A 23887-nucleotide genomic window follows, 5' to 3' on the forward strand; every position below is an offset into this window, starting at 1 on the left:
AGAAAAACCCGCGCCAGCCCAAGCCAGCGCGGGTTTCCCAAAATCTATAAGCTACGAGCCTGGGAAGCGCTGGTTAACGAACCGCGCTTTCAAACTCGTTGGCAGTGCCGGCTTCCTTGAGGTACTCGAGAGCCTTCTTGGAAGCTTCGACCAGAGCGCCGAAGGCTGCCGGTTCATGGATCGCCATGTCGGACAGAACCTTGCGGTCAACTTCGATGCCGGCCTTGTTGAGGCCATCGATGAAGCGGCCATAGGTCAGGCCGAATTCGCGGACAGCGGCATTGATGCGCTGAATCCACAGAGCGCGGAAATTCCGCTTCTTAACCTTGCGGTCGCGGGTGGCGTACTGCCTGGAACGATCGACGGCAGCCTTGGCTGCGCGGATCGTGTTCTTGCGGCGGCCGTAGAAGCCCTTGGCTGCCTTGAGGGTCTTGGTGTGCTTGGCGCGGGAAGTTACGCCCCGTTTTACGCGTGCCATGTCATGATCTCCTTAATGATCCAATCGCTCGACTAGTCTCAGAGACCGTTCGGCAGGTAGTTCTTGATAACCTTCTTGCCATCAGGTTCGGCAAGGATCATCGTTCCGCGCGCATCGCGGATGAACTTGTTGGACCGCTTGATCATGCCGTGGCGCTTGCCAGCGGCGGCTGCGACGACTTTGCCCGTTGCGGTGACCTTGAACCGCTTCTTGGCAGCCGATTTCGTCTTCATCTTGGGCATTTTGCTACTCCGTTCTTCTATAGAAACCAGCAGACGAGGCTGGTTCAAGCATTTAGAACGGCCACGGCATGCCCTGCCGGACCGTTCGGACGCGCGCTTATAACCGCAGTCGGCCAAAAGCGCAATGGGAAAGAAAGCATTGGGAATACCGGGTGCGAACGCCGGCCAGCCTCCTCGCAGGGCCCTTGGTGCGGCGCTTATTTCGGCGCCAGCACCATCATCATTTGGCGGCCTTCGAGCTTCGGCTCGGCTTCCACCTTGGCGATTTCCTGTGTGTCGTCCTTGACCTGAAGCAGGAGCTTCATGCCGAGTTCCTGGTGGGCCATTTCACGGCCGCGGAACTTCAGCGTCACCTTGACCTTGTCGCCATCCTCGAAGAAGCGGTTCATGGCCTTCATCTTCACATCGTAATCGTGCGTGTCGATGTTCGGGCGCATCTTGATTTCTTTGACTTCGACGATCTTCTGCTTCTTGCGAGCTTCGGCCGCTTTCTTCTGGTTCGCATATTTCAGCTTGCCGAGATCGAGGATCTTGCACACCGGCGGATCATTGTTCGGCGAGATTTCTACGAGATCCAGTCCCGCTTCCTCGGCCATGCGAAGGGCCTGGTCGGTCGGTACTGCACCGAGATTCTGGCCGTCGGCATCGATAAGCTGGACCCTGGGAACGCGAATTTCCCTATTGGAGCGCGGCCCCTCCTTGACGGGGGCATCGGCTTTGAACGGTCTGCGAATGGTCGTATTCTCCATATTGTTTCGGAACGCAAGCAACGCCTATTGCTTGCCCGGCCTTGAGGCCGACGGCAATGTCGTGATCGCTCGCACGAAGTCAATAGCACACCGCCATAGAAAAATCACCTGCTGTCGCGTGCCGCGAATCTGTTTTATAGCGCCGGAAACTCATAGCGAGGAGCCCGCCATGACAGACGCCGCAGACATGACCAGACCGAAGAGGATCATCGTCGGTTCCGGAGCGGAAGCACGGGAGATCGCCATTCTCCATCGGCCGGCGACCAGGAGGGGCGCGGCTGCGATCGTCTGGCTCGGCGGCTACCGCTCCGACATGTCCGGCACCAAGGCGATCGAACTCGATTCGCTGGCCAAGCGCCTTGGCCTCGCCGCGATCCGTTTCGACTATTCCGGCCACGGGGCTTCGGGAGGAGAATTCAGCAACGGCACGATCTCGCGCTGGCTTGAGGAGGCGGTCGCCGTTCTTGAAGACATCAAGCCGAAGCGCGTCCTTCTGGTGGGCTCGTCCATGGGCGCATGGATCGCACTCCGACTGGTGCAGGAGCTGGGAAGGCGCAAACGGGCGCCGGCCGTCATCGGCATCGTGCTCATCGCGCCGGCTCCGGATTTCACCGCCGAGCTCATCGAACCCAACCTCACTGAAGCGGAGCGCCGCTCGCTCGACGAGCGAGGCTATTTCGAGGAATATTCCGCCTACAGCCCCGAACCCAATGTCTATACCCGAGCCCTGATCGAGGACGGCCGCGAGAACCTGGTGATGACGGGCATCATCGAAACCGGCTGCCCCGTCCATATCCTACAGGGCATGAAGGACCCCGATGTGCCGTACAGGCACGCGCTGAAGCTTGTGGAATTCCTGCCGGCCGACGACGTGGTGCTGACGCTCATTCGCGACGGCGACCACCGGCTCTCACGCCCCCAGGATATCGAAAAGATCCTCGCCGCGACCACCGCCCTCATTAATGAATGATGAGAAATTGAGCTGCCGCTAAAATGCAGCACTTTAACCATAATTCCGGTCCGCACGCATTAATACTTCCGTAACGATTGACTCTCCGCCCGTTCCGCTCTTTAACTTTTCGTTAAGACTTGAGGGACGGGTCCATGATGAAAGCCTTGTCGGCGCGGCATGTTGCCGTGATCCTAGCATCTCTTCTTGCGCCTACGAGCGCTGCACTACCGGCATCGGGCGCAAGCGCCTCGATGATTACCGGCGGCAATACTTCACAGCCGATCGGTCATTACGAATTCTGCAAACAATATCCCAGCGAGTGCAATCAGCGCAGCCGCTCGACACCGCCGGCTAAGCTGAGTGCTCGCGGCTGGGCGACGGTGCGCAGCGTCAACTCCTCGGTCAATGCCCGTTATGTCGCGATGACCGACATGGAGATGTACGGACGCGAAGAGGTCTGGGCTTATCCGAAGGATGCCGCCGACTGCGAGGACTACGCCCTGCAGAAGCGCCGCGAGCTGATGCGGCGGGGCTTCTCACCCGCCGACGTGCTGATCACCGTGGTGCGCAAGCCCGATGGCGAAGGGCATGCGGTTCTGACCGTGCGAACCTCGGAAGGCGATTTCGTGCTCGATAATCTCGATAACCGGGTACGCCCCTGGTACGAGACGCCCTATACTTTCCTGAAGCGCCAGGCTTCCTTCAACAGCGGCCGCTGGGTCACCATCGAGAATGGCCGCGATGTCGTGGTCGGTGCGCTCCGCTAAGCCGATACCGATCATCGGAAATAAAAGACCGCCTGCGATCCACCCGATCGCAGGCATTTTTTGTTTGGGCGGGCTCGATTATGCCGCACCCGCGCCCGGCCCCTCGCTTAGGCTCGGTGCGTTCCTCGCTGCAATCGATTCACTGGATCGATTGCTCGGGCTTCGCCCGACCGCTCGTTGCCAGCCGCTCGCTTTAGGCTCGCGGCGTTCGCTGCTCAAAACGCTCCACCGGAGCGTTTTGCCGGCTGCGCCGTCGCAGCTCACCCATTCCCGATGATGATGCCGGCAGCGAGAACCAGCGAACCGCCGAACACGACCTGGAAAACCGCACGCATGAAAGGCGTCTCCATATAGCGGTTCTGGATGAAGGCAATCGCCCAGAGCTCGATGAAGACCACCAGCGCGGCGATTGCCGTTGCCGTCCAGAAATGCGGGATCAGATAGGGTAGCGCATGGCCGAGACCGCCGATTGCGGTCATGATGCCGGACGCAAAACCCCGCTTCACCGGAGAGCCTCGGCCGGAAATCTTGCCATCGTCATGTGCGGCCTCGGTGAACCCCATGGAAATGCCCGCACCGACAGACGCCGACAAGCCGATGAGGAAAGTGGACCAGGTGTCCTGCGTGGCGAAGGCGGYGGCAAAGATCGGGGCAAGCGTCGAGACGGAGCCGTCCATCAAGCCAGCCAGGCCCGGCTGTACATAGGTGAGGACGAACTGACGATGCGCCGCCTCGTCCTCCTCCTGCCGCACCTCTCCCGGCAGATGCTTCTCCTCGAGCATGCGGGCGATATCCTCGTGCCCCTGTTCGGCAAGCGCCAGATCCCCCAGCAGCTTGCGCGTCGAGGCGTCGGATACGCGCTTTGCCGCTTCGTTGTAAAACCGGTTGGCCTGAGCCTCCATAGCCTCGGCCTGCGCGCGCACCGTCTCCAGCGGCAGGTTCTTTCTCAGCCAATCTGGTTTGCGTTCATAGAAACCACGCACATGCTCACGCCGGATCAGCGGAATGCGCTCTCCGAAGCGGGCTCGGAACATCTCGATCAGCATGTTCTTGTGCGTTTGCTCTACCTCGGCCATGTCCTCGAAGACCTTTGCCGACGCGGGATAGCTTTCCCGCAATCCGTCCGCATAGCCGAGATAGATGCGGGCATCCTCCTCTTCCGAGGCGATCGCAAGCGCCAGGATTTCCTCCTCGCTCAAGGAATCGAAAGACCGTTTGGAATTGGGAAACAGGTGGCGCAGCATGAAAACCTCTTTTAGAATAATTCTAAATTAAAGCTTTGGAACAAAAATTCAAGACGAAAGCTGCGGACGGTGAAAGCCCGATGAAAAAACCATCCATTCCCGCAATTTCCGGAAAGAAATGACGTTTGCAGCGCAACAATTGCGATTTTTTACTTGCTCGCGGCGAAATGAAGGGATTAAGAGCGGCACGTTTGGCATCCGGGCTCTCGCACCAGAAAGGCTTACCCGTCATGAACCGCAGAAATTTCATTCGTCAGGCAGGTACGGCCGGCATGGGCGCCGCCGCCGCAAGTGTTCTGGCTGCCCCGGCCATCGCGCAGGAAAACCCGAAGATTACCTGGCGCTTGACCTCCTCGTTCCCGAAGAGCCTGGATATCATCTACGGTGCGGCGACTGAAATTGCCGAAAGCGTCAAGGAAGCCTCGGACGGCAATTTCGTCATTCAGAGCTTCGCGGCCGGCGAAATCGTGCCCGCGCTGCAGGCAGCTGATGCGGTGTCCGCGGGAACTGTCGAGATGGCGCACACCTGCTCGTACTATTATGTCGGTAAGGACCCGACCTTCGCGCTCGGCACGGCCATCCCCTTCGGCCTCAATGCGCGCCTCACCAACTCGTGGTTCTCAGTCGGCGGCGGCAACGAGCTGATCAACGAATTCCTCGCCAGCCACAATCTCTACGCCTTGCCCGCCGGCAATACCGGCGCTCAGATGGGCGGCTGGTTCCGCAAGGAGATCAACACGATCGACGATCTCAAGGGCCTGAAGATGCGCATCGCCGGCCTGACCGGCCAGGTGATGCAGAAGGTCGGCGTAACGCCGCAGCAGATCGCCGGCGGCGACGTCTATGCCGCGCTTGAAAAGGGCACGATCGACGCGACCGAGTTCGTCGGCCCCTATGACGATCACAAGCTCGGCTTCGTGAAAGTGGCCAAATACTACTATTATCCCGCCTGGTGGGAGGGCGGTCCGACGGTCCACGCCTTCTTTAATCTCGAGAAGTTCAACGCTCTTCCGAAGAGCTATCAGCGCATGCTGAAGGATGCCTGCGCCAGCGCCAACCAGAACATGCTCGCCCGTTACGACGCGCAGAACGCCACGGCTCTGAAGCAGCTCGTCGCGGAAGGTGCCGTGCTGAAGGCGTTCAACCAGGATATCCTGGACGTCTGCTACAAGGCGGCTCAGGAGACCTATGCGGAAATTTCCGCCGCCAATCCGGCCTTCAAGAAGATCTACGACCACCAGCAGGCCTTCAAGAAGGACGGTTATCTGTGGAACCAGATCGCCGAATATACTTACGACACGTTCATGATGATTCAGCAGCGCAACGGGACGCTGTAACGAAGCCGGCAACAGGCTCAACTTCTGCGCCTCCTCTCCCAAGCGGAGAGGAGGCTTTTTTGCGCACCCGCACGATGCGCCTCACGAATGGCATCCGAAGCAGGATAAAATCCTCACTCATATCGGGTTTAAATTCATAAGTTTGTCCGAGAATTTTCTTGCGATCCATACGCTTCCGGAAAATTAATTGCCGGCGAGGCGTTGATTATCCTCCAACGAAGCCTATATTCCTTTCATCGAAAATTGTGTGCGACCTTTGCCAACGAGCTGCGTGCTCAGTCAGATTTCCTCTCAAATGTCGATATAAGCGGACGGTATACTGTCCGTAATCTCTAGCGATTGGAAGGAAATCGTTATGAATACTGGCACTGTAAAGTGGTTCAACAGCACCAAGGGTTTCGGCTTTATTCAGCCCGATGACGGAACGACGGATGTTTTCGTTCACATTTCGGCTGTCGAACGCGCCGGCATGTCCTCGCTGAAGGACGGTCAGAAGATCTCCTACGAGATCGTTCGCGATCGCAAATCCGGCAAGAACGCGGCTGACAATCTGCGGGCTGAATAAGAATGTCGTTCGCCTCGCTGACCACGGATGTACTGGCAGCGAGCGCTTGAACGATGGGAACAGGTCGGGGTAACGCCCGGCCTTTTTGTTTTGCACCGGCGCGCCAGCCGGTATCCCAAGGAGGAGGCAATGAAGGCAAAGCTCCATGCCGTCGACGATGTCCTCGTACTCAAGGCAAGCCTGATGCGGACGGCCAATGGCGACCGTACCTGCCGGATCGTCGGCCTTCTTCCGGCTGCCGACAGCGGAGAGCGGCAGTACCGGGTTCGCTTCGGCAACGAAAACTTCGAACGGCGAATTCTGGCGAGCGACATCGACACGACCGCAACGATGATTCTCGCCCAGAAGGAGGACCCCTCCTCCACGGCCACGGATGGCCCATGGCTGAAGCCGGGAAGCATCCGTGTGAGCAAGTAAGTCAACTCTTGATGGATCTGGGAGCGATCATCCCCCGATGGAAAGGATAAAATTTGCAAGTTCTTGTCAGAGACAACAATGTCGAGCAGGCACTTCGTGTGCTGAAGAAGAAGATGCAGCGTGAGGGCATCTTTCGCGAAATGAAGGCGCGCAGCGCCTATGAAAAGCCGTCCGAGAAACGTGTGCGTGAAAAAGCGGAAGCCGTGCGGCGCTATCGCAAGCTCGCACGCAAAAAGGCGCAGCGCGAAGGCCTGCTGCCCGCACCGAAGAAAGCTGTTCGCACGCGCTAATCTTCCAGCTTCTCGCCCGGACATCATACCAGGAAGGAAGACATCATGACCGCCACCAAGAACGAATTCTTCAATCCCGCCAAGCTTTCCGCGCGCGACAAGGCAGCCGCCACAGACAGTACGGCCCGAGCCATCATTGCCGCGGAGACTTCACAGCGGCAGAAGAAAACGGAGAAGCTGAGACTGCTTCGGCTCGAACGCGAAGCCGCGCAGTCCTCCGATGCTTCGGCCCGGCCAAAAGGACGAAAAGCACCTGTGAGCCATTGAATCCGAAAGCCTGGAGTTTCTCCAGGCTTTCTTTCCATGGGCTGCAGCTCAGGCTGGCTGGAGCCTCTGTGAACGCGGTAGCGGCGGGAAAGCGAGTGCGATCGCCACCGCACCGAGCCCCACGAGGGCTGAGCCTATAAAGAGCCAATTGTAGTTCGCGAAATTATCGAAAGCCCAACCGCCCGCAAGCGGCCCGAAGGCCATGCCGATGCTCGACAGCATGGTGGCAGCCCCCAGCACCGTACCCAATATACGGGCGGCGAAATATTCTCCCGCCAGCACGGCATAGAGCGGCATGACCCCACCATAGGTGCCGCCGAAAATCACCGCCAGCACGTAGAACTGCGTCAGTTCGCTGACCATGGTATAGGCAGCGATGACGGCCGCCTGGATCAACAGGCCGGTGATCAGAACCGGCTTTACGCCGAGCTTGTCGGCAAGGAGGCCGAAGAGCACGCGGCCGCCGAGGCCGGCCGCACCTTCCACGCTGTAGATGCTGACGGCTGCCATCGGCCCTATGCCACAGAACATGGCGTAGCTCACCATATGGAAGATAGGGCCGGAATGGGCCGCACAGCAGGCGAAGAAGGTAAAGCCAAGGACCAGGAATTGCGGTGAGCGGAACACCCGCGACAGCGGCGGGCCCTCCGTCTGCGCGGCTGGCCGGATGGCTGCATCTTCCGCAACGGCTGCGGGCGGGTTACGCACGAACAATGCGGCGGGCAGCAGCAGGACCCACGCGCCGATACCGATCAGAAACATGGCGACACGCCAGTCGTCGTAAGCGCTGATCAGCCATCGGGCAAAGGGGGAGACTGTCATCGGCGCCATGCCCATGCCGGCGGAAACGAGCGACACGGCAAGACTGCGGTGCTCATCGAACCAGGACATGGTGATCGCGATCATCGGCGCGAAGAAGGCGCTTGCAGAGAGCCCCACGAGAACACCATAGGTAAGCTGGAAAGCAAGCAGGCTTTCGGCCCTGCTCGCCAGCACGAGTGCCAGCCCAAGCAACACCGAGCCGATCAGCACGACGATGCGCGCGCCGAAACGGTCGCTCATTGCGCCCCAGAAAAACCCTCCCAATCCCATGACGATGAAATTCRGCGTCATGGCGCTTGAAATCCCGGCCCGAGACCATTGCGTACCCGTGGCGACCGGTTCGAGAAAAATGGCCAGCGAAAACATCGTGCCGACGGCCACACAGCCCATCAGCGCACCGGCGGCGACAATGACCCAGCGATAAGACATACTCATGCCTGCTCTCCCATTGTGACGGAACCTTCCGGYAATGGGCGCTTTTCTTCCGCCWCCCATTGCCGCTCGTCCTTCAGGACGTTTGAGAGGGCTGCATTCCGACAGTGACTTTTATATTTTAACGAAAAGCCGAAAAAGGCACCGAACTATCAGACCGGAAGCCAAGTCGCCTGAACCTAGGCTATCCTGACACCTACCATAGGAGTTTCGCGACATTGCCATTGAATGAAAAATCGCTGATAGCCGCCCGGGACGAGCTGGTTGAAACTGCAGTGCGGTTCTTCTCCAGCGATCCGGCCGTCACCGGAATATTCCTTGGCGGATCGCTTGCAGCTGGGAGTGCCGATGCGTTTTCCGATATCGACATGAGGATCGTCGTGAAGCCCGATCGTCATAAACATTATGTCGATCAGCGCCGGGAGATTCCGAAGGCTTGGCCCGGCTTCCTGTTCAACGAGTGGGTTCCCGGCGCTCGGCATTGCGTCTCGCATTTTCGGCCGTTTGGAAAGATCGATATTTTCTATTACGACGCCAGCACGTTAGCTCCTTCACCCTGGTATCGACTGCCGATCAGGATATTGCACGACCCCGACGGGATCGTCGCTGAGCTCGTGGAGCATTCGCAAGGTTTATCCTTCAGCGTTTCCGAGGATGATATTGATTTTTCGATCAGCAAGGGCCTGGCCGCCGCTCACGAAACCTATCGGCGCGCCCAGCGCGGCGAGCTGTTCTATGCTCACTCGTTGCTCGACGAACTGCGCCAGCACATCATGCACGCCGACGATTGGCTTCATGATCGGACGCCTGAAACGACCGTAATGGCGAAGTTTGAACGGCGCGCGAGCCCTACAGTTCTCGCGGCCCTCAAATCGTCCTACGCCCCTTGTAAGGCGGAGGCCATTTTGCCCGCGCTCCGGCTACTGACAGGATTTTATCGGGGACAGTTGATGGAGCTGCACGGCAAGTTCGCTATATCCCGCAAACTCGCCTTCGACATCGAAGCATTGGATATCGTTCTGTCGCAAAACTCCTAGGCTCAAGGTTCGCGGGCTCCAAGGGCTGGCAACGTCAGTTGCTGCCGTCGTTCGGCCGGGGCTTGCCGACATTGGCATTGGTCGAGACCGTCTTGCCGTCCGGCGCCTGGCCGTAATAGGTACCGCCGAGGTGGCCGCCGGCGCTGGTGTTCTTCACCTGCCGCTCCGCCCGTTTCACGGCCTCACGCACGTCACTCTTGCTCATGTCGATCTCCAATTCCGTTTGGTGACAAAGGCGTAACCGAAGAGGCGCCGATAGGTTCCTCCTCCACACCTCGCGGCATGAAGCCATTCTCTCGCCCTTGACGAAACGATTTCCATTTTATATTTGGAAACGATCATTTCCAAATCCGCTCGTCCGATTCTCCATGACCGACATCACCCCCTCCATTCCCGCGCCGCGCCTGCCCGGACGCCCCCGTGAATTCGAGATGGAGGAGGCCTTGGACAAGGCGATCGTCGTCTTTTCCGAACGCGGCTATCACGCGGCTTCGATTTCGGAACTTACCGAGGCCATGGGGCTAACGGCCGGCAGTCTCTACAAGGCGTTCGGAGACAAGATGGCGATCTTTCTCGCCGCCTTCGACCGCTACAAACAGGTGCGCAACGGGCTTCTGGAACAGGAGCTTGTCGAGGGTAGCAGCGGTCGCGACAAGGTCTTCCGCATGCTGCGCTTCTATGCCGAAGCCTCTCATGGCGAATACGGCCGGCGCGGCTGCCTGGTGGTAGGCACCGCGATCGAGCTTGCAATTCTCGATGCGGAAGCCGCCGAACGCGTGAACCGCTCGATGGCCCGCAGCGAGGCGCTTTTTAACGCCATGATCCGCGAAGGCCAAGCAGACGGCTCCATTCGCGGCTCGCTGGATTCGAATGCTGCCGCTCGCCTTCTCCTCTCCGTCACACAGGGATTGAGGGTGCTTGGAAAGGCTGGGACGGACCGCGACCGCGCTCTTTCCGTGGCCGAAATGGCGATGAACATTCTCGATTGATTTCAACCTAATCCTTCCTCCCAAGGAGCTTTTCATGACAAGCAATTCGGCAACGATGGCCTCGCCGGCCACTTCCGCCATGTCGGCCGGCATGACCTTTCTCATGGCTGCGGCATGCGGCCTTATCGCCGCAAATCTCTATTATGCGCAGCCGCTCGCAGGTCCGATCGCCGCCTCGATCGGCCTGCCAACCCACGCGACCGGCCTCATCGTGACGCTGACCCAGATCGGTTACGGGCTCGGCCTGCTGCTGATCGTGCCGCTCGGAGATCTCCTCGAGAACCGGAGACTGATCCTGACGATGATCGGGATCGTCACGCTTGCACTTCTTGCGGCCRGCATTTCCTCCACGCCGCTGCCTTTCCTTGCAGCCTCGCTGGCGATCGGCCTTGCCTCGACGGCCGTGCAGATGATCGTTCCCTTCGCCGCCAATCTGGCGCCGGATGCCATGCGGGGCCGGGTCGTGGGCAATGTCATGAGCGGCCTCATGGTCGGCATCATGATGGCTCGTCCGGTCGCGAGCTTCATTTCCCGTTTCTCTTCCTGGCACACGGTCTTCTTCCTTTCGGCGGCAGTCATGATCCTGCTTGGTGCCGTTCTGGCCAGCAGGCTGCCGAAGCGGATGCCGCAGACGAAGCTCAGCTATGGGGGTCTTCTGGCTTCGATGGGCACGCTTGCCGCCACACAGCCTGTCCTGCGCCGCCGGGCTGCCTATCAGGCCTGCCAGTTCGCTGCCTTCAGCCTGTTCTGGACCGTCACTCCGCTGCTGCTTGCCGGCCCGGCCTTCAATCTCACCCAGGCAGGAATAGCGCTTTTCGCGCTTGCCGGCGTAGCAGGCGCCATTGCCTCACCCATTGCGGGACGGCTGGCCGACCGCGATCTCGGCAAGCCGGCGACGGCCTTGGGAATCGCCGCGGTCGCGATCGCCTTCCTCATCACGCATATCGCTCCTGAAGGCTCCACGTTGGCACTCGCTCTGCTGACCGCCGCCGCGATCCTCCTCGATTTCGGCGTCACGATGACATTGGTGATCGGCCAGAGGGCGATCTATGGGATCGGCGCCGAGCTTCGCAGTCGATTGAACGGCATATTCATGGCCACTTTCTTCTGCGGCGGGGCAATCGGCTCGGCGGTCGGCGCCTGGGCTTTTGCGGAAGGCGGCTGGCTTCTCGCCTCCTCCATCGGGCTTGCGCTGCCCGTCATCGCTCTTGTCTACTTCCTGACGGAACGGCGCTGACGACCTGACATGAACGGACCGGATCGCGTTCGGGGACGTCCTCGAACATGATCGAGGTCGAGAAGGCCGCGGCCTTTGCGGAAATATCCCGTCATCGCTTTATCAACCATGATGAGGTTCTCATGCGGCCGATCCTTCCTGTCTTCGCAACATTGCTGGCCAGCGTTGCTGCCAGTTTCCCAACCTTTGCAACCGAACCCGTGGGCGTCCGAAAGATCAGCGTGGTTTCGCCCGATCACGGCAGAGCGCTTGCGGTGACGGTTTGGTATCCTTCAAAAGGCGATGGCACACCCGTACTTGTTGGTGACAGCCGGGTTTTCGAAGGATCGCCGGCATCGAAAAATGCCTCCGCCAAAAGCGGCCGCTTTCCCCTGGTACTGCTCTCCCATGGCTCCGGCTCCCGCGCGGAAGGCATGGCATGGATCGCCACAAAGCTTGCCGAGGCGGGTTTCATCGTGGCCGGCCCCAACCATCCCGGCACCACGGGCGGCGATTCCACGCCGGCCGCCACGCCTAGAATCTGGGAACGAACGCAGGACATCTCGGATATCATCACTGCAATGATCGACGACGACCGATTTAAAACGCTGGTCGACAAGGAGCATATCGGCATTCTCGGGTTTTCGCTCGGCGGCGCCGCCGCGATGGAGCTTGCCGGGGCACGAGCCGATCTCGATGCCTATATCCGCTATTGCGACGACCATCCGTCGATGATGGATTGCCGCTGGTTTCGGGGCGGGCGCGGCTTTGCCGATGGAGAACAGGTCGAGGTCGAAAAATTCGATCTCCACAGCCTGGACAAGTCCCGCTTCGAACAATCGAACCGCGATCCGCGCATCGTTTCGGCGGTCGTAATCGATCCCGGTCTTGCCACAGTCTTCAAGCCGGAAAGCGTGWAGGCCATCGATATCCCGCTGACCCTCATCAATCTCGGCAGCGAAGGCCATATCCCGGTCGCGGTGCTTTCGGATGCCCTGGCGAAACAGGCGCCGACCGCCGCCTATGCGCAGGTGAACGTGTCCGACCATTTCAGCTTTCTGCCCGTCTGCAAGCCAGGCGCGGACGAGTTCCTGAAGTCCGTCGGCGAAGCCGATCCGATCTGTGAGGACACGGGCCGGCCGCGGGCCGATATTCATGAAGAACTCACCGGCCTCATAAGGCAGGCCTTCGAGCGAACGCTCAAACCCGAAAACTGAAAACCAACGCGTCAAGCGAGCCGCTTATAGAATAGGGTCGTGCCGCAGAAACCGCCCTGCGGCCACATGGCATAATCCGGGATGACGCCAACGCGTTCCCAGCCGAAGCGGGGGTAGATCTTTTCCGCGTCGCTGCCGGTCGCCGTATCCAATACCAGGAGCGAGCGGCCGCGCCGCACGGCTTCCAGCTCCACCGCCTCCATCAGCAATCGCGACAGACCGAGACCACGAGCCGAGCGGTGCACGAGGAGCTTCATGAGGTCGCCGCGATGCGGCTGGTTCGGTTTCGAGGCCAGACCCACCTGCACGGTGCCGACAATGCGGCCTTCCACCTCGGCGACAGCGAGGATCGTGACACCTCCTTCGACGCTATCGGCCACCTCCCTCCAATAGAAGGTGGCGTCGGAGGCTGAGAAGGGCAGCATGAAGCCAACCGAAGCGCCGCCATTAATGCAGTCCGAGAGAATTTCATTGAGATCGGAAACCGCTGCGCGGGCTTCTTCGGCATCGATGATACGTATGGTCGCCATTTTTGAAGTTCTTTCGGTAATGTTTCATCGGCCGCGGTCGAGGATCACCGCGTAACGGGCCGGTTTGTCAGATGGATTGTGGAAGTCGAAGGCGTCGCCGAGGTCCATATAAAGGCAATCGCCGGGATGGAGCGTGTGGATGACTCCCTCGAAGACCATCTCCAGAACGCCCTCGAAGAGCCAGACATGCTGGGTCATTACCCGGCTTTCCTCGCGGGGCGGAAAGCTGACGCGGGCATGAGGCGGAAACTCCACCTCGACGATATCGACCCGGCTCGCTGTGCCCGACGGAGAGACGGACCGGCGCAGATAGCCGGTATGCGGGTCGCGCCAGAGCTTCTGATCCGCTCTGCGGATGAGTGGTGAGCCCGCCGCCCCGTCGTCGGCGAAGAAGGCGGAGAGAGACAGGCCAAGCGCCTCACAGAGCCTTGCCAGGAGCGCAGCCGTCGGGCTTGCCTCAGCTCTCTCTATACGCGAGATCATCGCGCGGCTGACGCCGGAGCGCCGGGACAGCTCATCGAGCGTCAAGTCATGCCGGCTGCGCAGCGCCCTGATGCGCTCACCTATCGATCTGTCGAGGCCGTTATCCGTCGTATCCATTATTTGAGATTTACATTCTCTTATAATGGAGTCAAGCTGCCAGTACGATGTTCCGTTACGGCGTTTCGCGCATCCATGCCTGTGCCAAGGGCAGGTCCTGATCGGAAAGCATATGGCCGGCCTCGATGAAATGGCTGGTGAGCACCGTGCCGCTCTCCTTGAACCAATTCTCCAACCGGCGCGCTCCCGGCGCGGAGAGATCCTGTCTGCCGTTGACCATCAACACCGAAGCATTGGCCAGGTCGGCCTTTGGAACCTCATCAAGGACAAGCATGCCCCGGAACAGCATGGCGCTGCGAATAACACTCGGATAAAGCGCCATGAAAGCCGCGATGAAGTTGGCGCCGTTCGATAGGCCCATGAAGGTGAGCCGCTCCGGATCGAGCCTGTAGCCCTCGACCGCGCCCTCGATGAATGCCGCGAACGCGTCCGCCTCGGCACGGATATCCTGCTGATCGAAGCTCATCGCCGAGAACCGCCGGAACCAGCGTGCCGCGCCTTCTTCTGTCGCCCGCCCCCGCACGCCGAGAAGCGTGGCACGTGGCGCGATCCAATGGGCGAGCGGCATCAGGTCCGCTTCGCTGCCGCCGCTGCCATGCAGCAGCACGATGGTCTCCTCCCCCGGTTTGTCGGGCACGAAGAAGCGATGAACGAATGGCAGGTCGCGACGCGGCATACGCGGCTCGCCGGGCATGGAGAACTGCGGCAACAGCACCTGCAGATCCTGCGCGCGCTCTTCATCGCCCGGTGGAACGAAGAGCTTTTCACCGAGATGTCCCGGCTCCTCGTCGATCGCAAAGCCCGGCCCATCCGTCGCGAACTCGATCAAGACGCCGCCCGGCTCCCGCACATAGAGCGACGTGAAATACTTCCGGTCATGAAAATTCGTGGGCGAGGAATTGCGTTTCGAAAGCTCCGCCTCAGCCGCACGCACAGCCGCAATATCTGCCGCGCGAAACGCCACGTGATCGGCCGTGCCGGTTCCCGGAATACCGGGTACATAGCCCGAAGCATCGCGGACATCGACGGCATCGGTTTCGGAAACCAGCCGCTGCACCGTGCCGGCGACCAGCCCCGGCCTGTAGCCGAAACGCTGAATGAAAGCGGCAGTCTCTTCGGGCGTTTCCGTGAGAATCGTCACAGCCCGCAGCCGCTGGACAGCGAGGCCKTTATCACTCTCCGCAAAAGTTGCTTCTTCCCCGACCCCAACCAGCTTGACAATGATCCCGTCCGGGTCCTTCAGCCGCAGCACCGTTTCGCCGAATTCGTGYACCGGCCCTTCGACCGGCACCCGGTGCGTGATCGCCCGCGTCAACCATTCGCCGATCGAGCCCTGCGGCACCGTGAACGCGATCTCCGAAACCTGCCCGTTGCCGACCCGGCCAGATGCACCATCTTCCCAGACGAGGAAGGTGACGAGCGTTCCGGGCGAGGCATTTTCGTCGCCGTAGAAGAGGTGCAGCTGCTCCGCATCCTCGAAGCCGCCGCTGCGCTTCACGAGGTTCAGTCCGAGGAAGCCGACATAGAAATCGACATTGTCCTGCACCCGCCGCGTGATCAGCGTCACATGGTGAATGCCGGTGGCGGAGGTCGTCTGCTGGGCGTCATTCATGGGAAGGCTCCGAAGGGCATGCGGAACAAGTACACCGGCTTCCRCCATCGACAGGCAAAGGTCAAGCGGTCCGCCGCAATCGGCCGGGTCGATTTGCCCGCCAAAGCCTTCAATTTATCGCAAATGCCGCGAAGTTCCCGCTAGGCGCGGCCTTTGACCGCTGCTATATGCGCGAGCCATGAGCACCACTTCGCGCACGCCCCTCGACCATATCCGCAACTTCTCGATCGTGGCCCATATCGACCACGGCAAGTCGACCCTTGCCGACCGGCTGATCCAGTCCACGGGCGGCCTCGCCGAACGCGAGATGTCGGAACAGGTGCTGGACTCGATGGATATCGAGCGCGAGCGCGGCATCACCATCAAGGCCCAGACCGTGCGCCTGCACTACAAGGCGCAGAACGGTGAGACCTATATCCTGAACCTCATCGACACGCCCGGCCACGTCGATTTCGCCTACGAGGTCTCCCGCTCGCTTTCGGCTTGCGAAGGTTCTCTGCTCGTGGTCGATGCCTCCCAGGGGGTCGAGGCACAGACGCTCGCCAATGTCTACCAGGCGATCGACAACAACCACGAGCTGGTCACCGTCCTCAACAAGATCGACCTGCCGGCCGCCGAACCCGATCGCATCAAGGAACAGATCGAGGAAGTGATCGGCATCGACGCCTCCGACGCCGTGCTGATATCGGCCAAGACCGGTCTCGGCATTCCCGACGTGCTGGAAGCCATCGTCCACAAGCTGCCTGCGCCCAAGAGCGCGGAAGGCGAAAAGGGACCGCTGAAAGCCCTGCTCGTCGACAGCTGGTACGATACCTATCTCGGCGTCATGGTTCTGGTGCGGGTCATCGACGGCGTGCTGACCAAGGGCCAGCAGATCCGCATGATGGGCACCGGCGCCAAATATACAGTCGAACGCGTCGGCGTGCTGACCCCGAAGATGGTGAATGTCGACAGCCTCGCCCCCGGCGAGATCGGCTTCATCACCGCCTCGATCAAGGAAGTGGCCGATACCCGCGTCGGCGACACGATCACCGACGACAAGCGGCCGACGGCCGAAGCCCTTCCCGGCTTCAAACCGGCCCAGCCGGTGGTCTTCTGCGGCCTCTTCCCGGTCGATGCGGCCGACTTCGAGGACCTGMGCGCCGCCATGGGCAAACTGCGTCTGAACGACGCCTCCTTCTCCTTCGAGATGGAAAGCTCGGCGGCACTCGGCTTCGGCTTCCGCTGCGGCTTCCTCGGCCTGCTTCACCTCGAAATCATCCAGGAGCGGCTGGAGCGCGAGTTCAATCTCGATCTCGTCGCCACGGCGCCTTCCGTCGTCTACCAGATGACGCTGACCGACGGCTCCGAAAAAGAGCTGCACAACCCGGCCGACATGCCGGACGTCGTCAAGATCGACGAAATCCGCGAGCCCTGGATCAAGGCGACGATCATGACGCCGGACGAATATCTCGGCGGCATCCTGAAGCTCTGCCAGGATCGTCGTGGCATCCAGACCGAGCTCACCTATGTGGGTAATCGCGCGATGATCACCTATGAGTTGCCGCTCAATGAAGTGGTCTTCGACTTCTACGACCGGCTGAAGTCGATCTCCAAGGGCTATGCCTCTTTCGACTACAACATCATGGATTACCGCGCAGGCGACCTCGTGAAGATGTCGATCCTGGTCAACGGCGATCCGGTGGATGCGCTTTCCATGCTCGTTCACCGCTCGGCAGCGGACCGGCGCGGGCGCGGCATGTGCGAGAAGCTGAAGGAACTCATTCCGCCGCACATGTTCCAGATCCCGATCCAGGCAGCGATCGGCGGCAAGGTCATCRCCCGCGAGACCGTCAGGGCGCTCCGCAAGGACGTGACGGCCAAGTGCTACGGCGGCGACGCCACCCGCAAGCGCAAGCTTCTGGAAAAGCAGAAGGAAGGCAAGAAGCGCATGCGGCAGTTCGGCAAGGTCGAAATCCCGCAGGAAGCCTTCATCGCGGCGCTCAAGATGGGCGATGAGTGATTTTCAGACCGTATTCGCCAGGATAGGACTGCCCATCAGCTCGCCTTGCGGTGACGCGGACGGGCCGCCTTAGCCGTCTTGCGGAAATCCTGAACCGGTGCCGGATGGCCGACGTGATAGCCCTGCGCATAGTCGATGCGCAGCTCGCGAACCAGTGCCAGCTGGCCTTCGGTCTCGACACCTTCGACGAGGATCTTCGGGCCGCGATTGCGGACGAGGTCGACGATATCCTGAAGCATCGCCCTGCCCCGAGGCGCGGAACCGTCATGCAGGAAGGAGCGGTCGATCTTCACGATATCGAACTCGATCAGCCGCAGCCATGACAATCCCGCAAAGCCGGTGCCGAAGTCATCCAGCCATATCTGGATTCCCAGTGTTTTCAGGTCGCTGATGCAGCGCAACACATCGGAATGCATCTCCATCTCAAGCCCTTCGGTGATCTCAAGTGCGAGCCTGCTGCCGGATACCCCCGTTTCATAGAGGATAGCCGCCACGCTCGCGGCGAAGCCGGGCATCTTAAGCTGGATCGGCGAGACATTGACGCTTGCCACTTCCACGTGATTTTCCGCGAGGAGGTCAAGACAAACCGTCCGTATGACCCAGCGGCCGAGATCCGTGATCAGGCCTGTCCGCTCGGCGATCGGTATGAAAAGGCTCGGAGGAACGGCGACACCATCCAGCGTCTTGAGGCGCATGAGTGCCTCGACGGCATCGCGCCTTCCGGAAACCATGTCCTCGATCGGCTGATAAACAAGCGACACCAGGCCCTGGTCGACCGCGATCTTCAGGAGCGCCGCGATATTCTCCGTTTCGTCGCTGTTATTGGGGTCGTTCGGATCGAACAGGCGCACGCAGTTGCGGCCGCTGGCCTTGGCGCTGTAAAGCGCCCGGTCGGCCTCGTGGATGATCTTCTCGAGTTTCGCCCCTGCCTGATCCCTGGTGAAGGCCGCGCCGACACTCACGGTCACGACCGAGGTGCCATCGCGACGCTCCTTGTGATGAACCCTCAATTGCTCGACGGTGAAGCGAATTCCTTCGGCAAGTGCGGCAACCTCTTCCCTGCTGTCGATCTGCGCCAGCACGATGAATTCCTCGCCGCCGTAACGGCCGATCGAACCGCCATAAGGTTCGATCGCCTGCTTAATCGTGGTGGCGACGTCGACCAGGCACCGGTCGCCCTCCTGGTGGCCATATCCATCATTGTACTTCTTGAAGAAATCCACATCGACGAGGATGGCGGCAAAGCCGCGACCATTTCCCTGCCACTCATTCCAGTAATACCGGAGCCGCTGATCCACCGCGCGGCGATTTTCCAGGCCCGTCAGGTAATCGGTATTCGACATCCTGAGCAGAGCTTCACCTCTTTCATTGGCTTCTCTCTGCTGCGTCTTCGCCTCCAGCGCATTCARGAAAACGTTGTAACGCTCCTCATTCAGCTTCCAGTTCACATAGGAGGTGAAGATGAAACAGGAGACGTAGAACGTAGCGAAGGCAAATGCGTAATTGTCCGACGGCCAGAACGCCGGCAGGGATGCCAGGAAGATTGCCAGCACCGCGCCTGAGGTTGCCACGGAAAGGCTGAACCTGAAGCTGAAGAACAGGTTCGCCCCCATCATGAAGATGGCGCCGAATATCATGTAATAGGAGAGGCTCTCCGTATAGGCAGTTTGAAGCGTCGGCAGGACCCAGGCAGCATATCCCATGACAAGCGCCACCGCGCAGGTGCGATTGAGCCAGGTTATGCCCACACCGAAACGGACCTGTGCCTCGATCACGGCGAGAGCGAGACCACCGACCGTCAGGCGGGTGGCAACGGTGTAGATCGCGACATCAGGGGTCAGTACGATGTCRGCCGCCCAGAACAGCACATATATGATGATCGCGATCCACAGGCCGTGACGAGTCGCGGTCCTGCGCGCCGCCTCGCCGTCGCGCCTGTAAAGGTCACGAAGCTCGCCGGCCGTCGGCCTCGGCGATGTCTTTTGCAGATCGGTTTCGACCGTCTCGGCAAATATGTGCTTCATGCACGTCCCATCCGCTCGCATTCCACGGGACGGGCAGACCTGCCCCGCCTTGGGAATCCTGTTACGCGCCCGCATGTCGATGACCCTCCTCGGATCAGCCAAGCGACGGGCCGGACTACCCGGCGAAAGTAAGGGGGAGGGCTGTTAAATCTTGATAAATTTCAATCGGAAAGCTCACCGTTAATCCTGTTTAAGGAAATCGATGGTTAATAAAAGGTTTAAGCAATATGATTTAGTTTATGGGCTGTGCGCACGGAAAACGCGAGCGTGCCCTAATCATTTGAGCATCAATTGAAACTCGGGGTATTTCACATGACTCAATTGAAAGTAGAATTCGACGGCCATAGCCTCATCACGCCTTCGGCGATCGCAAGCGAGCTGGGGGCCGCGAAGGGCGAATTTTTCGAAGATCATCTAGCCATCGGAAAAGGGGAGCTCGCGCTCCTGCTCGAGTTGGCAGACCAGCAGTTCAAACATGGCGAAGACCCGGTCAAGATCATCGACCGCGTCACTTTTTCCCTTCATGAAATCCGCAACAAGTTCCATCCCCGCGTCTGGCAGGAACTTGTTCCCTTCGTGCAGAACCATCCGGTCTCGTCGTTCTTCCTGGAAGACCCGCTGACCCGCTGGTCATTCGAAAAACCGAGAGGATATTCCGGCGACGCGACATTGATGGACCTCATCTACCAGCATGAAAGCGTCGCCGATCAGGTGGCCAAGGCTTCCACACTCGGCAAGGCTCTTTACGAATACACGAGCGTCGCTCCCTCTTCGGTCGCCGCCCGGGACCGGAAAGACATATTGGCGCGACATGTGGACGAGGTGGCCGCAGCAAACGGACCGGAAACAGAGGTTCTAAGCATCGCGGCGGGGCACCTGCGCGAGGCTGCCCAATCCGTCGCATTGCGGGAAAAGGCGCTCAAGCGCTGGGTCGCCCTCGACCAGGATCCGCTTAGTGTCGGGACGATCGCCCGCAATTTCCAGGGAACTGCCGTCGAGACTATCGACGGCTCGGTGCGTTCGCTTCTGGCGGGCCGCCAGAAACCCGGCCAGTTCGACCTCGTCTACGCTTCAGGGCTCTATGACTATCTGATCGACAAGGTCGCCATCAAACTGACGCAGCGCTGCCTGGAAATGCTGAAGCCCAACGGCGTCTTTCTGTTCGCCAACTTCGCCAATCCCATCGCCGTCGACGGCTATATGGAAACCTTCATGAACTGGCCCCTCCTCCTCCGCTCGGAGGCGGATATGTGGAAGATCATCCATGCCAGTACGGACGGGCAGGATTTCGAATCCAAAATATTCTTCGGGAAGCACAAATACATCGTCTACGCAGCCCTGCGCAAACGAGCCTAAGCGACTGACGACACCACTCGTCAGCCCGTGAACCAGGGGAGGCCGCAACCAAAACCTCAGGGGATAGGTTGCGGCCTCCCGGTCGTTTCAATTCCGGATCGCATCTTGCCGCCGGCGGCTAGCTGCCTTTTGTCCCTTCCGCCGAAATCTGCTTAAGCGGGGCGCGGCTCAGCTCGTTGCCGGCGGCGATGGCCTTGCGCAGCAGCCGCATGAACTCTTCCACCTCCTCCTTCGTCAGACCTCGCAGCATGACCCGCTGGGCCGCCTCCACGGCCGGCGTGATCCCCTGAAGGGCCCGCATCCCCTCCTCAGTGATCCGAAGTTCGCGTGCCCGCCGGTCCCGACTGCTCGGGTTGCGCACCAGCAGGCCCTTCTGCACCAGCCTATCCACCACGCCTGTGATGGTCGTGCGGTCATAGGCGATCAACCCCGCAAGGGTTATCTGATCTATCCCCTGGTTCATGCCGATAGCCGAAAGCGCGGCATATTGCACTGGCGTGAGATCATAACCGGCTGCTTCGACCTCCGCATGGAAGACCGCCACCGCGATCTGCTGGAACCGTCGGGCCAGGTGGCCCGGCATGTCGTTGTTGTCTCTCACGCTGTTCTCCCACACCACATTTCTTGACAGTATACTGATAATCAGCATACTGATCAATAACAGGCGCCGGCATCATGCGCCCGCCAGCGGGGCGCTACCTAGGTTACCGGAGGTCGGGCCGTCGATACGGCGTCCGGAAATCATGAAAGCCGGGAGCGGTCGTAACCGTCCGCCCTAAGCCTTCGGCATAAGCGGAGGAGATAATCATGCAGTTCCATCTCGATGGATATGAGCCCGGAGATCCCGAAATCTTCGATTCGGCGGAGCGATATGGCAAATCCGGGACCGAAGGCCCGCTTCCCAAAGAAATCGATATACTGATTGTCGGCTGCGGGCCGGCAGGCCTGACGCTCGCCGCGCAACTATCCGCGTTTCCCGAAATCAAGACCTGCATCGTCGACCAGAAATCCGAGCGCCTGCTTCGCGGCCAGGCCGATGGCGTCGCCTGCCGCACGATGGAAATGTTCGAGGCCTTCGGATTTGCCGAGCGCGTGCTGAAGGAGGCCTATTGGGTCAACGAGACGACCTTCTGGAAGCCGGACGAGAGGCAGCGCGACAAGATCATCCGCAGCGGCAGGATCCAGGACACCGAAGACGGGCTTTCCGAATTCCCGCATGTCATATTGAATCAGGCGCGGGTCCACGATTTTTTTCTGGATGTCATGCGCAAGTCGCCCACAAAACTCGAACCCCATTATGCGCGGCGCCTGCTCGACATCGAGATAGATCCGGCGGCATCGTCGGATCCGGCTTCCTACCCGGTAACAGTCCGGCTCGAGCGCCTGGACCCATCGCACGAAGGCGAGATCGAAACGGTGAAGGCCCGATACGTGGTCGGCTGCGATGGCGCGCGCAGCACGGTGCGCAAGTCCATTGGCCGCATCCTCCATGGCGATTCCGCCAACCATGCCTGGGGTGTCATGGATGTGCTCGCCGTCACCGATTTCCCCGATATCCGCCTCAAGTCCTTGATACAGTCTGCAGGCGAAGGCAGCATCGTGCTCATCCCGCGCGAGGGCGGCTATCTCGTCCGCATCTATGTCGAACTCGACAAGCTCGATCAGGGTGAGAGGGTCTCCAACCGCAACATAAACTCCGACTACCTGATTGCGGCCGCCCAGCGGATTCTCAAACCCTATACGCTGGAGGTGAAGGAGATCGCCTGGTGGTCGGTCTACGAGATCGGCCAGCGCCTCTGCGACAAGTTCGACGACGTGCCGGAAGAGGAAACCGGAGAACGCCTGCCTCGCGTGTTCATCGCCGGCGATGCCTGCCATACGCATAGCCCGAAAGCCGGCCAGGGCATGAACGTTTCCATGCAGGACAGTTTCAATCTCGGCTGGAAGCTGGCCTCGGTCCTTCGAAACCGATGCGCGCCATCCCTGCTGCATACCTATTCCGCGGAGCGTCAGGCGATCGCCGGAGAGTTGATCGACTTCGATCGCGAATGGGCGGCGATCCTCAGTGCTTCCTCGAAAGACAGGGAAGCCGATGCTGCCGAAACACAAAACTATTTCGTCCGGCACGGGCGCTATACGGCCGGAACGGCAACCCGTTACCGTAACTCGGTCATCATCGCCGAATCGGCCCACCAGCAACTCGCCACCGGGTTTACGATCGGCATGCGGTTTCATTCCGCGCCCGTCATCCGGCTGGCAGACGCCAAGCCGGTTCAGCTCGGTCACACGATCAAGGCGGACGGCCGATGGCGCATCTTTGCCTTTGCGGGTGCGGAGTATCCCACCGCGCCCGCTTCCGGCATTCGGGCACTTTGCGAATTCCTTGCCGAATCCGCGGAATCTCCCGTCAGAAGATACACTCCGGCGGGTGCGGACGGAGACTCGGTGATTGATGTGCGTGCCGTTTTCCAGCAAGGGCACCGAGAGCTTGCTGTGGAGAACATGCCCGCTTTCCTATTGCCTCGGAAAGGCCGTCACGGACTTGTCGACTACGAGAAGATGTTTTGCCCCGACATCAAGGGAGGCAACATTTTCGACATGCGCGGTATAGACCGCCAGCAGGGCTGCATGGCCATCGTGCGGCCGGACCAGTATGTCGCGCATGTTCTTCCACTTAACGGTTTTGGAGAACTTACCGCATTTTTCGATGGCTTCATGCTGCGACAGGGCTAAAGCCCGAAG

Annotated in this window: 26 protein-coding genes; 14 read left to right on the top strand and 12 right to left on the bottom strand. The window is 60.1% G+C overall.

Annotated elements, in window-relative coordinates; genetic code table 11:
- Positions 1 to 73 precede the first annotated feature (73 nt).
- The 3 genes from rplT to infC form a co-directional block, all read right to left on the bottom strand.
- The gene (gene rplT / locus LCM4573_RS16715) at positions 74 to 478 is read right to left on the bottom strand and encodes a 50S ribosomal protein L20 (RefSeq protein WP_071007522.1); all 405 of its coding nucleotides are present in this window, start codon (positions 476 to 478) and stop codon (positions 74 to 76) included.
- Between the two features lie 38 nt (positions 479 to 516).
- Complete coding sequence (gene rpmI / locus LCM4573_RS16720; protein WP_046793986.1) at positions 517 to 720, bottom strand: 50S ribosomal protein L35; 204 nt, start codon at positions 718 to 720, stop codon at positions 517 to 519.
- 197 nt (positions 721 to 917) lie between these two features.
- Positions 918 to 1454 (bottom strand): translation initiation factor IF-3, encoded by a 537-nt coding sequence (gene infC / locus LCM4573_RS16725; protein ID WP_244505346.1) that lies wholly within the window; start codon positions 1452 to 1454, stop codon positions 918 to 920.
- Positions 1455 to 1638: 184 nt separating this feature from the next.
- Here infC and LCM4573_RS16730 point away from each other — a divergent pair, with 184 nt between their 5' ends.
- Positions 1639 to 2439 carry a carboxylesterase gene (locus LCM4573_RS16730; protein ID WP_071007524.1) on the top strand — a complete coding sequence of 267 codons (801 nt, stop codon included), beginning with the start codon at positions 1639 to 1641 and terminating at the stop codon, positions 2437 to 2439.
- A gap of 134 nt (positions 2440 to 2573) precedes the next feature.
- Positions 2574 to 3188: a transglutaminase-like cysteine peptidase gene (locus tag LCM4573_RS16735; protein ID WP_071007525.1), complete on the top strand. Its 615-nt coding sequence runs from the start codon at positions 2574 to 2576 to the stop codon at positions 3186 to 3188.
- 260 nt (positions 3189 to 3448) lie between these two features.
- On the opposite strand, the gene mbfA is transcribed toward LCM4573_RS16735, so the two are convergent.
- Positions 3449 to 4432, bottom strand: a complete 984-nt coding sequence (mbfA, locus tag LCM4573_RS16740) for an iron exporter MbfA (protein WP_071007526.1) — start codon at positions 4430 to 4432, stop codon at positions 3449 to 3451.
- 22 nt (positions 4433 to 4454) lie between these two features.
- The gene (locus LCM4573_RS28405; protein WP_131818972.1) at positions 4455 to 4664 is read right to left on the bottom strand and encodes a hypothetical protein; all 210 of its coding nucleotides are present in this window, start codon (positions 4662 to 4664) and stop codon (positions 4455 to 4457) included.
- On the opposite strand from LCM4573_RS28405, the gene LCM4573_RS16745 reads away from it, so the two are divergent.
- From LCM4573_RS16745 to LCM4573_RS16765, 5 genes are all read left to right on the top strand, one after another.
- Positions 4663 to 5769 (top strand): TRAP transporter substrate-binding protein, encoded by a 1107-nt coding sequence (locus LCM4573_RS16745; protein WP_071007527.1) that lies wholly within the window; start codon positions 4663 to 4665, stop codon positions 5767 to 5769. The genes LCM4573_RS28405 and LCM4573_RS16745 overlap by 2 nt on opposite strands.
- Before the next feature lie 355 nt (positions 5770 to 6124).
- Positions 6125 to 6334, top strand: coding sequence for a cold-shock protein (locus LCM4573_RS16750; protein WP_071007528.1), 210 nt, complete (start codon positions 6125 to 6127; stop codon positions 6332 to 6334).
- A gap of 129 nt (positions 6335 to 6463) precedes the next feature.
- A complete protein-coding gene (locus LCM4573_RS16755; RefSeq protein WP_071007529.1) occupies positions 6464 to 6751 on the top strand; it encodes a cold-shock protein in 288 nt (95 codons plus the stop codon).
- Positions 6752 to 6804: 53 nt separating this feature from the next.
- A complete protein-coding gene (rpsU, locus tag LCM4573_RS16760) occupies positions 6805 to 7041 on the top strand; it encodes a 30S ribosomal protein S21 (RefSeq protein WP_071007530.1) in 237 nt (78 codons plus the stop codon).
- Positions 7042 to 7086: 45 nt separating this feature from the next.
- The gene (locus tag LCM4573_RS16765; RefSeq protein ID WP_071007531.1) at positions 7087 to 7308 is read left to right on the top strand and encodes a hypothetical protein; all 222 of its coding nucleotides are present in this window, start codon (positions 7087 to 7089) and stop codon (positions 7306 to 7308) included.
- Positions 7309 to 7356: 48 nt separating this feature from the next.
- Here the strand turns inward: LCM4573_RS16765 and LCM4573_RS16770 are convergent, their stop codons facing one another.
- Positions 7357 to 8565 carry an MFS transporter gene (locus LCM4573_RS16770; RefSeq protein WP_071007532.1) on the bottom strand — a complete coding sequence of 403 codons (1209 nt, stop codon included), beginning with the start codon at positions 8563 to 8565 and terminating at the stop codon, positions 7357 to 7359.
- Between the two features lie 215 nt (positions 8566 to 8780).
- Between LCM4573_RS16770 and LCM4573_RS16775 the strand changes: the two genes are divergently transcribed.
- Positions 8781 to 9599, top strand: a complete 819-nt coding sequence (locus LCM4573_RS16775) for a nucleotidyltransferase domain-containing protein (protein WP_071007533.1) — start codon at positions 8781 to 8783, stop codon at positions 9597 to 9599.
- A 34-nt stretch (positions 9600 to 9633) separates the two neighbouring features.
- Here the strand turns inward: LCM4573_RS16775 and LCM4573_RS28335 are convergent, their stop codons facing one another.
- On the bottom strand, positions 9634 to 9804 hold the full coding sequence (locus LCM4573_RS28335; protein WP_198539744.1) for a hypothetical protein: 171 nt from the start codon (positions 9802 to 9804) through the stop codon (positions 9634 to 9636).
- Between the two features lie 163 nt (positions 9805 to 9967).
- On the opposite strand from LCM4573_RS28335, the gene LCM4573_RS16780 reads away from it, so the two are divergent.
- The 3 genes from LCM4573_RS16780 (at position 9968) to LCM4573_RS16790 (ending at position 13021) form a co-directional block, all read left to right on the top strand.
- On the top strand, positions 9968 to 10588 hold the full coding sequence (locus LCM4573_RS16780; RefSeq protein ID WP_071007534.1) for a TetR/AcrR family transcriptional regulator: 621 nt from the start codon (positions 9968 to 9970) through the stop codon (positions 10586 to 10588).
- A gap of 34 nt (positions 10589 to 10622) precedes the next feature.
- A complete protein-coding gene (locus tag LCM4573_RS16785; protein ID WP_071007535.1) occupies positions 10623 to 11825 on the top strand; it encodes an MFS transporter in 1203 nt (400 codons plus the stop codon).
- 122 nt (positions 11826 to 11947) lie between these two features.
- Positions 11948 to 13021 (top strand): serine aminopeptidase domain-containing protein, encoded by a 1074-nt coding sequence (locus LCM4573_RS16790; protein WP_071007636.1) that lies wholly within the window; start codon positions 11948 to 11950, stop codon positions 13019 to 13021.
- A gap of 11 nt (positions 13022 to 13032) precedes the next feature.
- Here LCM4573_RS16790 and LCM4573_RS16795 read toward each other — a convergent pair whose 3' ends face one another.
- Genes LCM4573_RS16795 through LCM4573_RS16805 form a run of 3 tightly spaced genes read right to left on the bottom strand, consistent with a single transcriptional unit; the run spans position 13033 to position 15763 of the window.
- Positions 13033 to 13551, bottom strand: a complete 519-nt coding sequence (locus tag LCM4573_RS16795; RefSeq protein ID WP_071007536.1) for a GNAT family N-acetyltransferase — start codon at positions 13549 to 13551, stop codon at positions 13033 to 13035.
- Between the two features lie 24 nt (positions 13552 to 13575).
- A complete protein-coding gene (locus LCM4573_RS16800) occupies positions 13576 to 14151 on the bottom strand; it encodes an XRE family transcriptional regulator (RefSeq protein WP_116285561.1) in 576 nt (191 codons plus the stop codon).
- Between the two features lie 55 nt (positions 14152 to 14206).
- A complete protein-coding gene (locus tag LCM4573_RS16805) occupies positions 14207 to 15763 on the bottom strand; it encodes a VOC family protein (RefSeq protein ID WP_071007637.1) in 1557 nt (518 codons plus the stop codon).
- 178 nt (positions 15764 to 15941) lie between these two features.
- On the opposite strand from LCM4573_RS16805, the gene lepA reads away from it, so the two are divergent.
- On the top strand, positions 15942 to 17765 hold the full coding sequence (gene lepA, locus LCM4573_RS16810; RefSeq protein ID WP_071007538.1) for a translation elongation factor 4: 1824 nt from the start codon (positions 15942 to 15944) through the stop codon (positions 17763 to 17765).
- 35 nt (positions 17766 to 17800) lie between these two features.
- Here the strand turns inward: lepA and LCM4573_RS16815 are convergent, their stop codons facing one another.
- Positions 17801 to 19789 (bottom strand): bifunctional diguanylate cyclase/phosphodiesterase, encoded by a 1989-nt coding sequence (locus LCM4573_RS16815; RefSeq protein WP_071007539.1) that lies wholly within the window; start codon positions 19787 to 19789, stop codon positions 17801 to 17803.
- 312 nt (positions 19790 to 20101) lie between these two features.
- Between LCM4573_RS16815 and LCM4573_RS16820 the strand changes: the two genes are divergently transcribed.
- A complete protein-coding gene (locus LCM4573_RS16820) occupies positions 20102 to 21145 on the top strand; it encodes a class I SAM-dependent methyltransferase (protein WP_071007540.1) in 1044 nt (347 codons plus the stop codon).
- 118 nt (positions 21146 to 21263) lie between these two features.
- Here LCM4573_RS16820 and LCM4573_RS16825 read toward each other — a convergent pair whose 3' ends face one another.
- Positions 21264 to 21746, bottom strand: a complete 483-nt coding sequence (locus LCM4573_RS16825; protein WP_083347491.1) for a MarR family winged helix-turn-helix transcriptional regulator — start codon at positions 21744 to 21746, stop codon at positions 21264 to 21266.
- 206 nt (positions 21747 to 21952) lie between these two features.
- Between LCM4573_RS16825 and LCM4573_RS16830 the strand changes: the two genes are divergently transcribed.
- Positions 21953 to 23878, top strand: a complete 1926-nt coding sequence (locus LCM4573_RS16830; protein WP_071007542.1) for an FAD-binding monooxygenase — start codon at positions 21953 to 21955, stop codon at positions 23876 to 23878.
- The last annotated feature ends 9 nt before the right edge of the window (positions 23879 to 23887 follow it).

Source organism: Rhizobium sp. LCM 4573 (genome assembly GCF_001854865.1).
In the GTDB taxonomy this organism is placed as follows: Bacteria; Pseudomonadota; Alphaproteobacteria; order Rhizobiales; family Rhizobiaceae; genus Neorhizobium.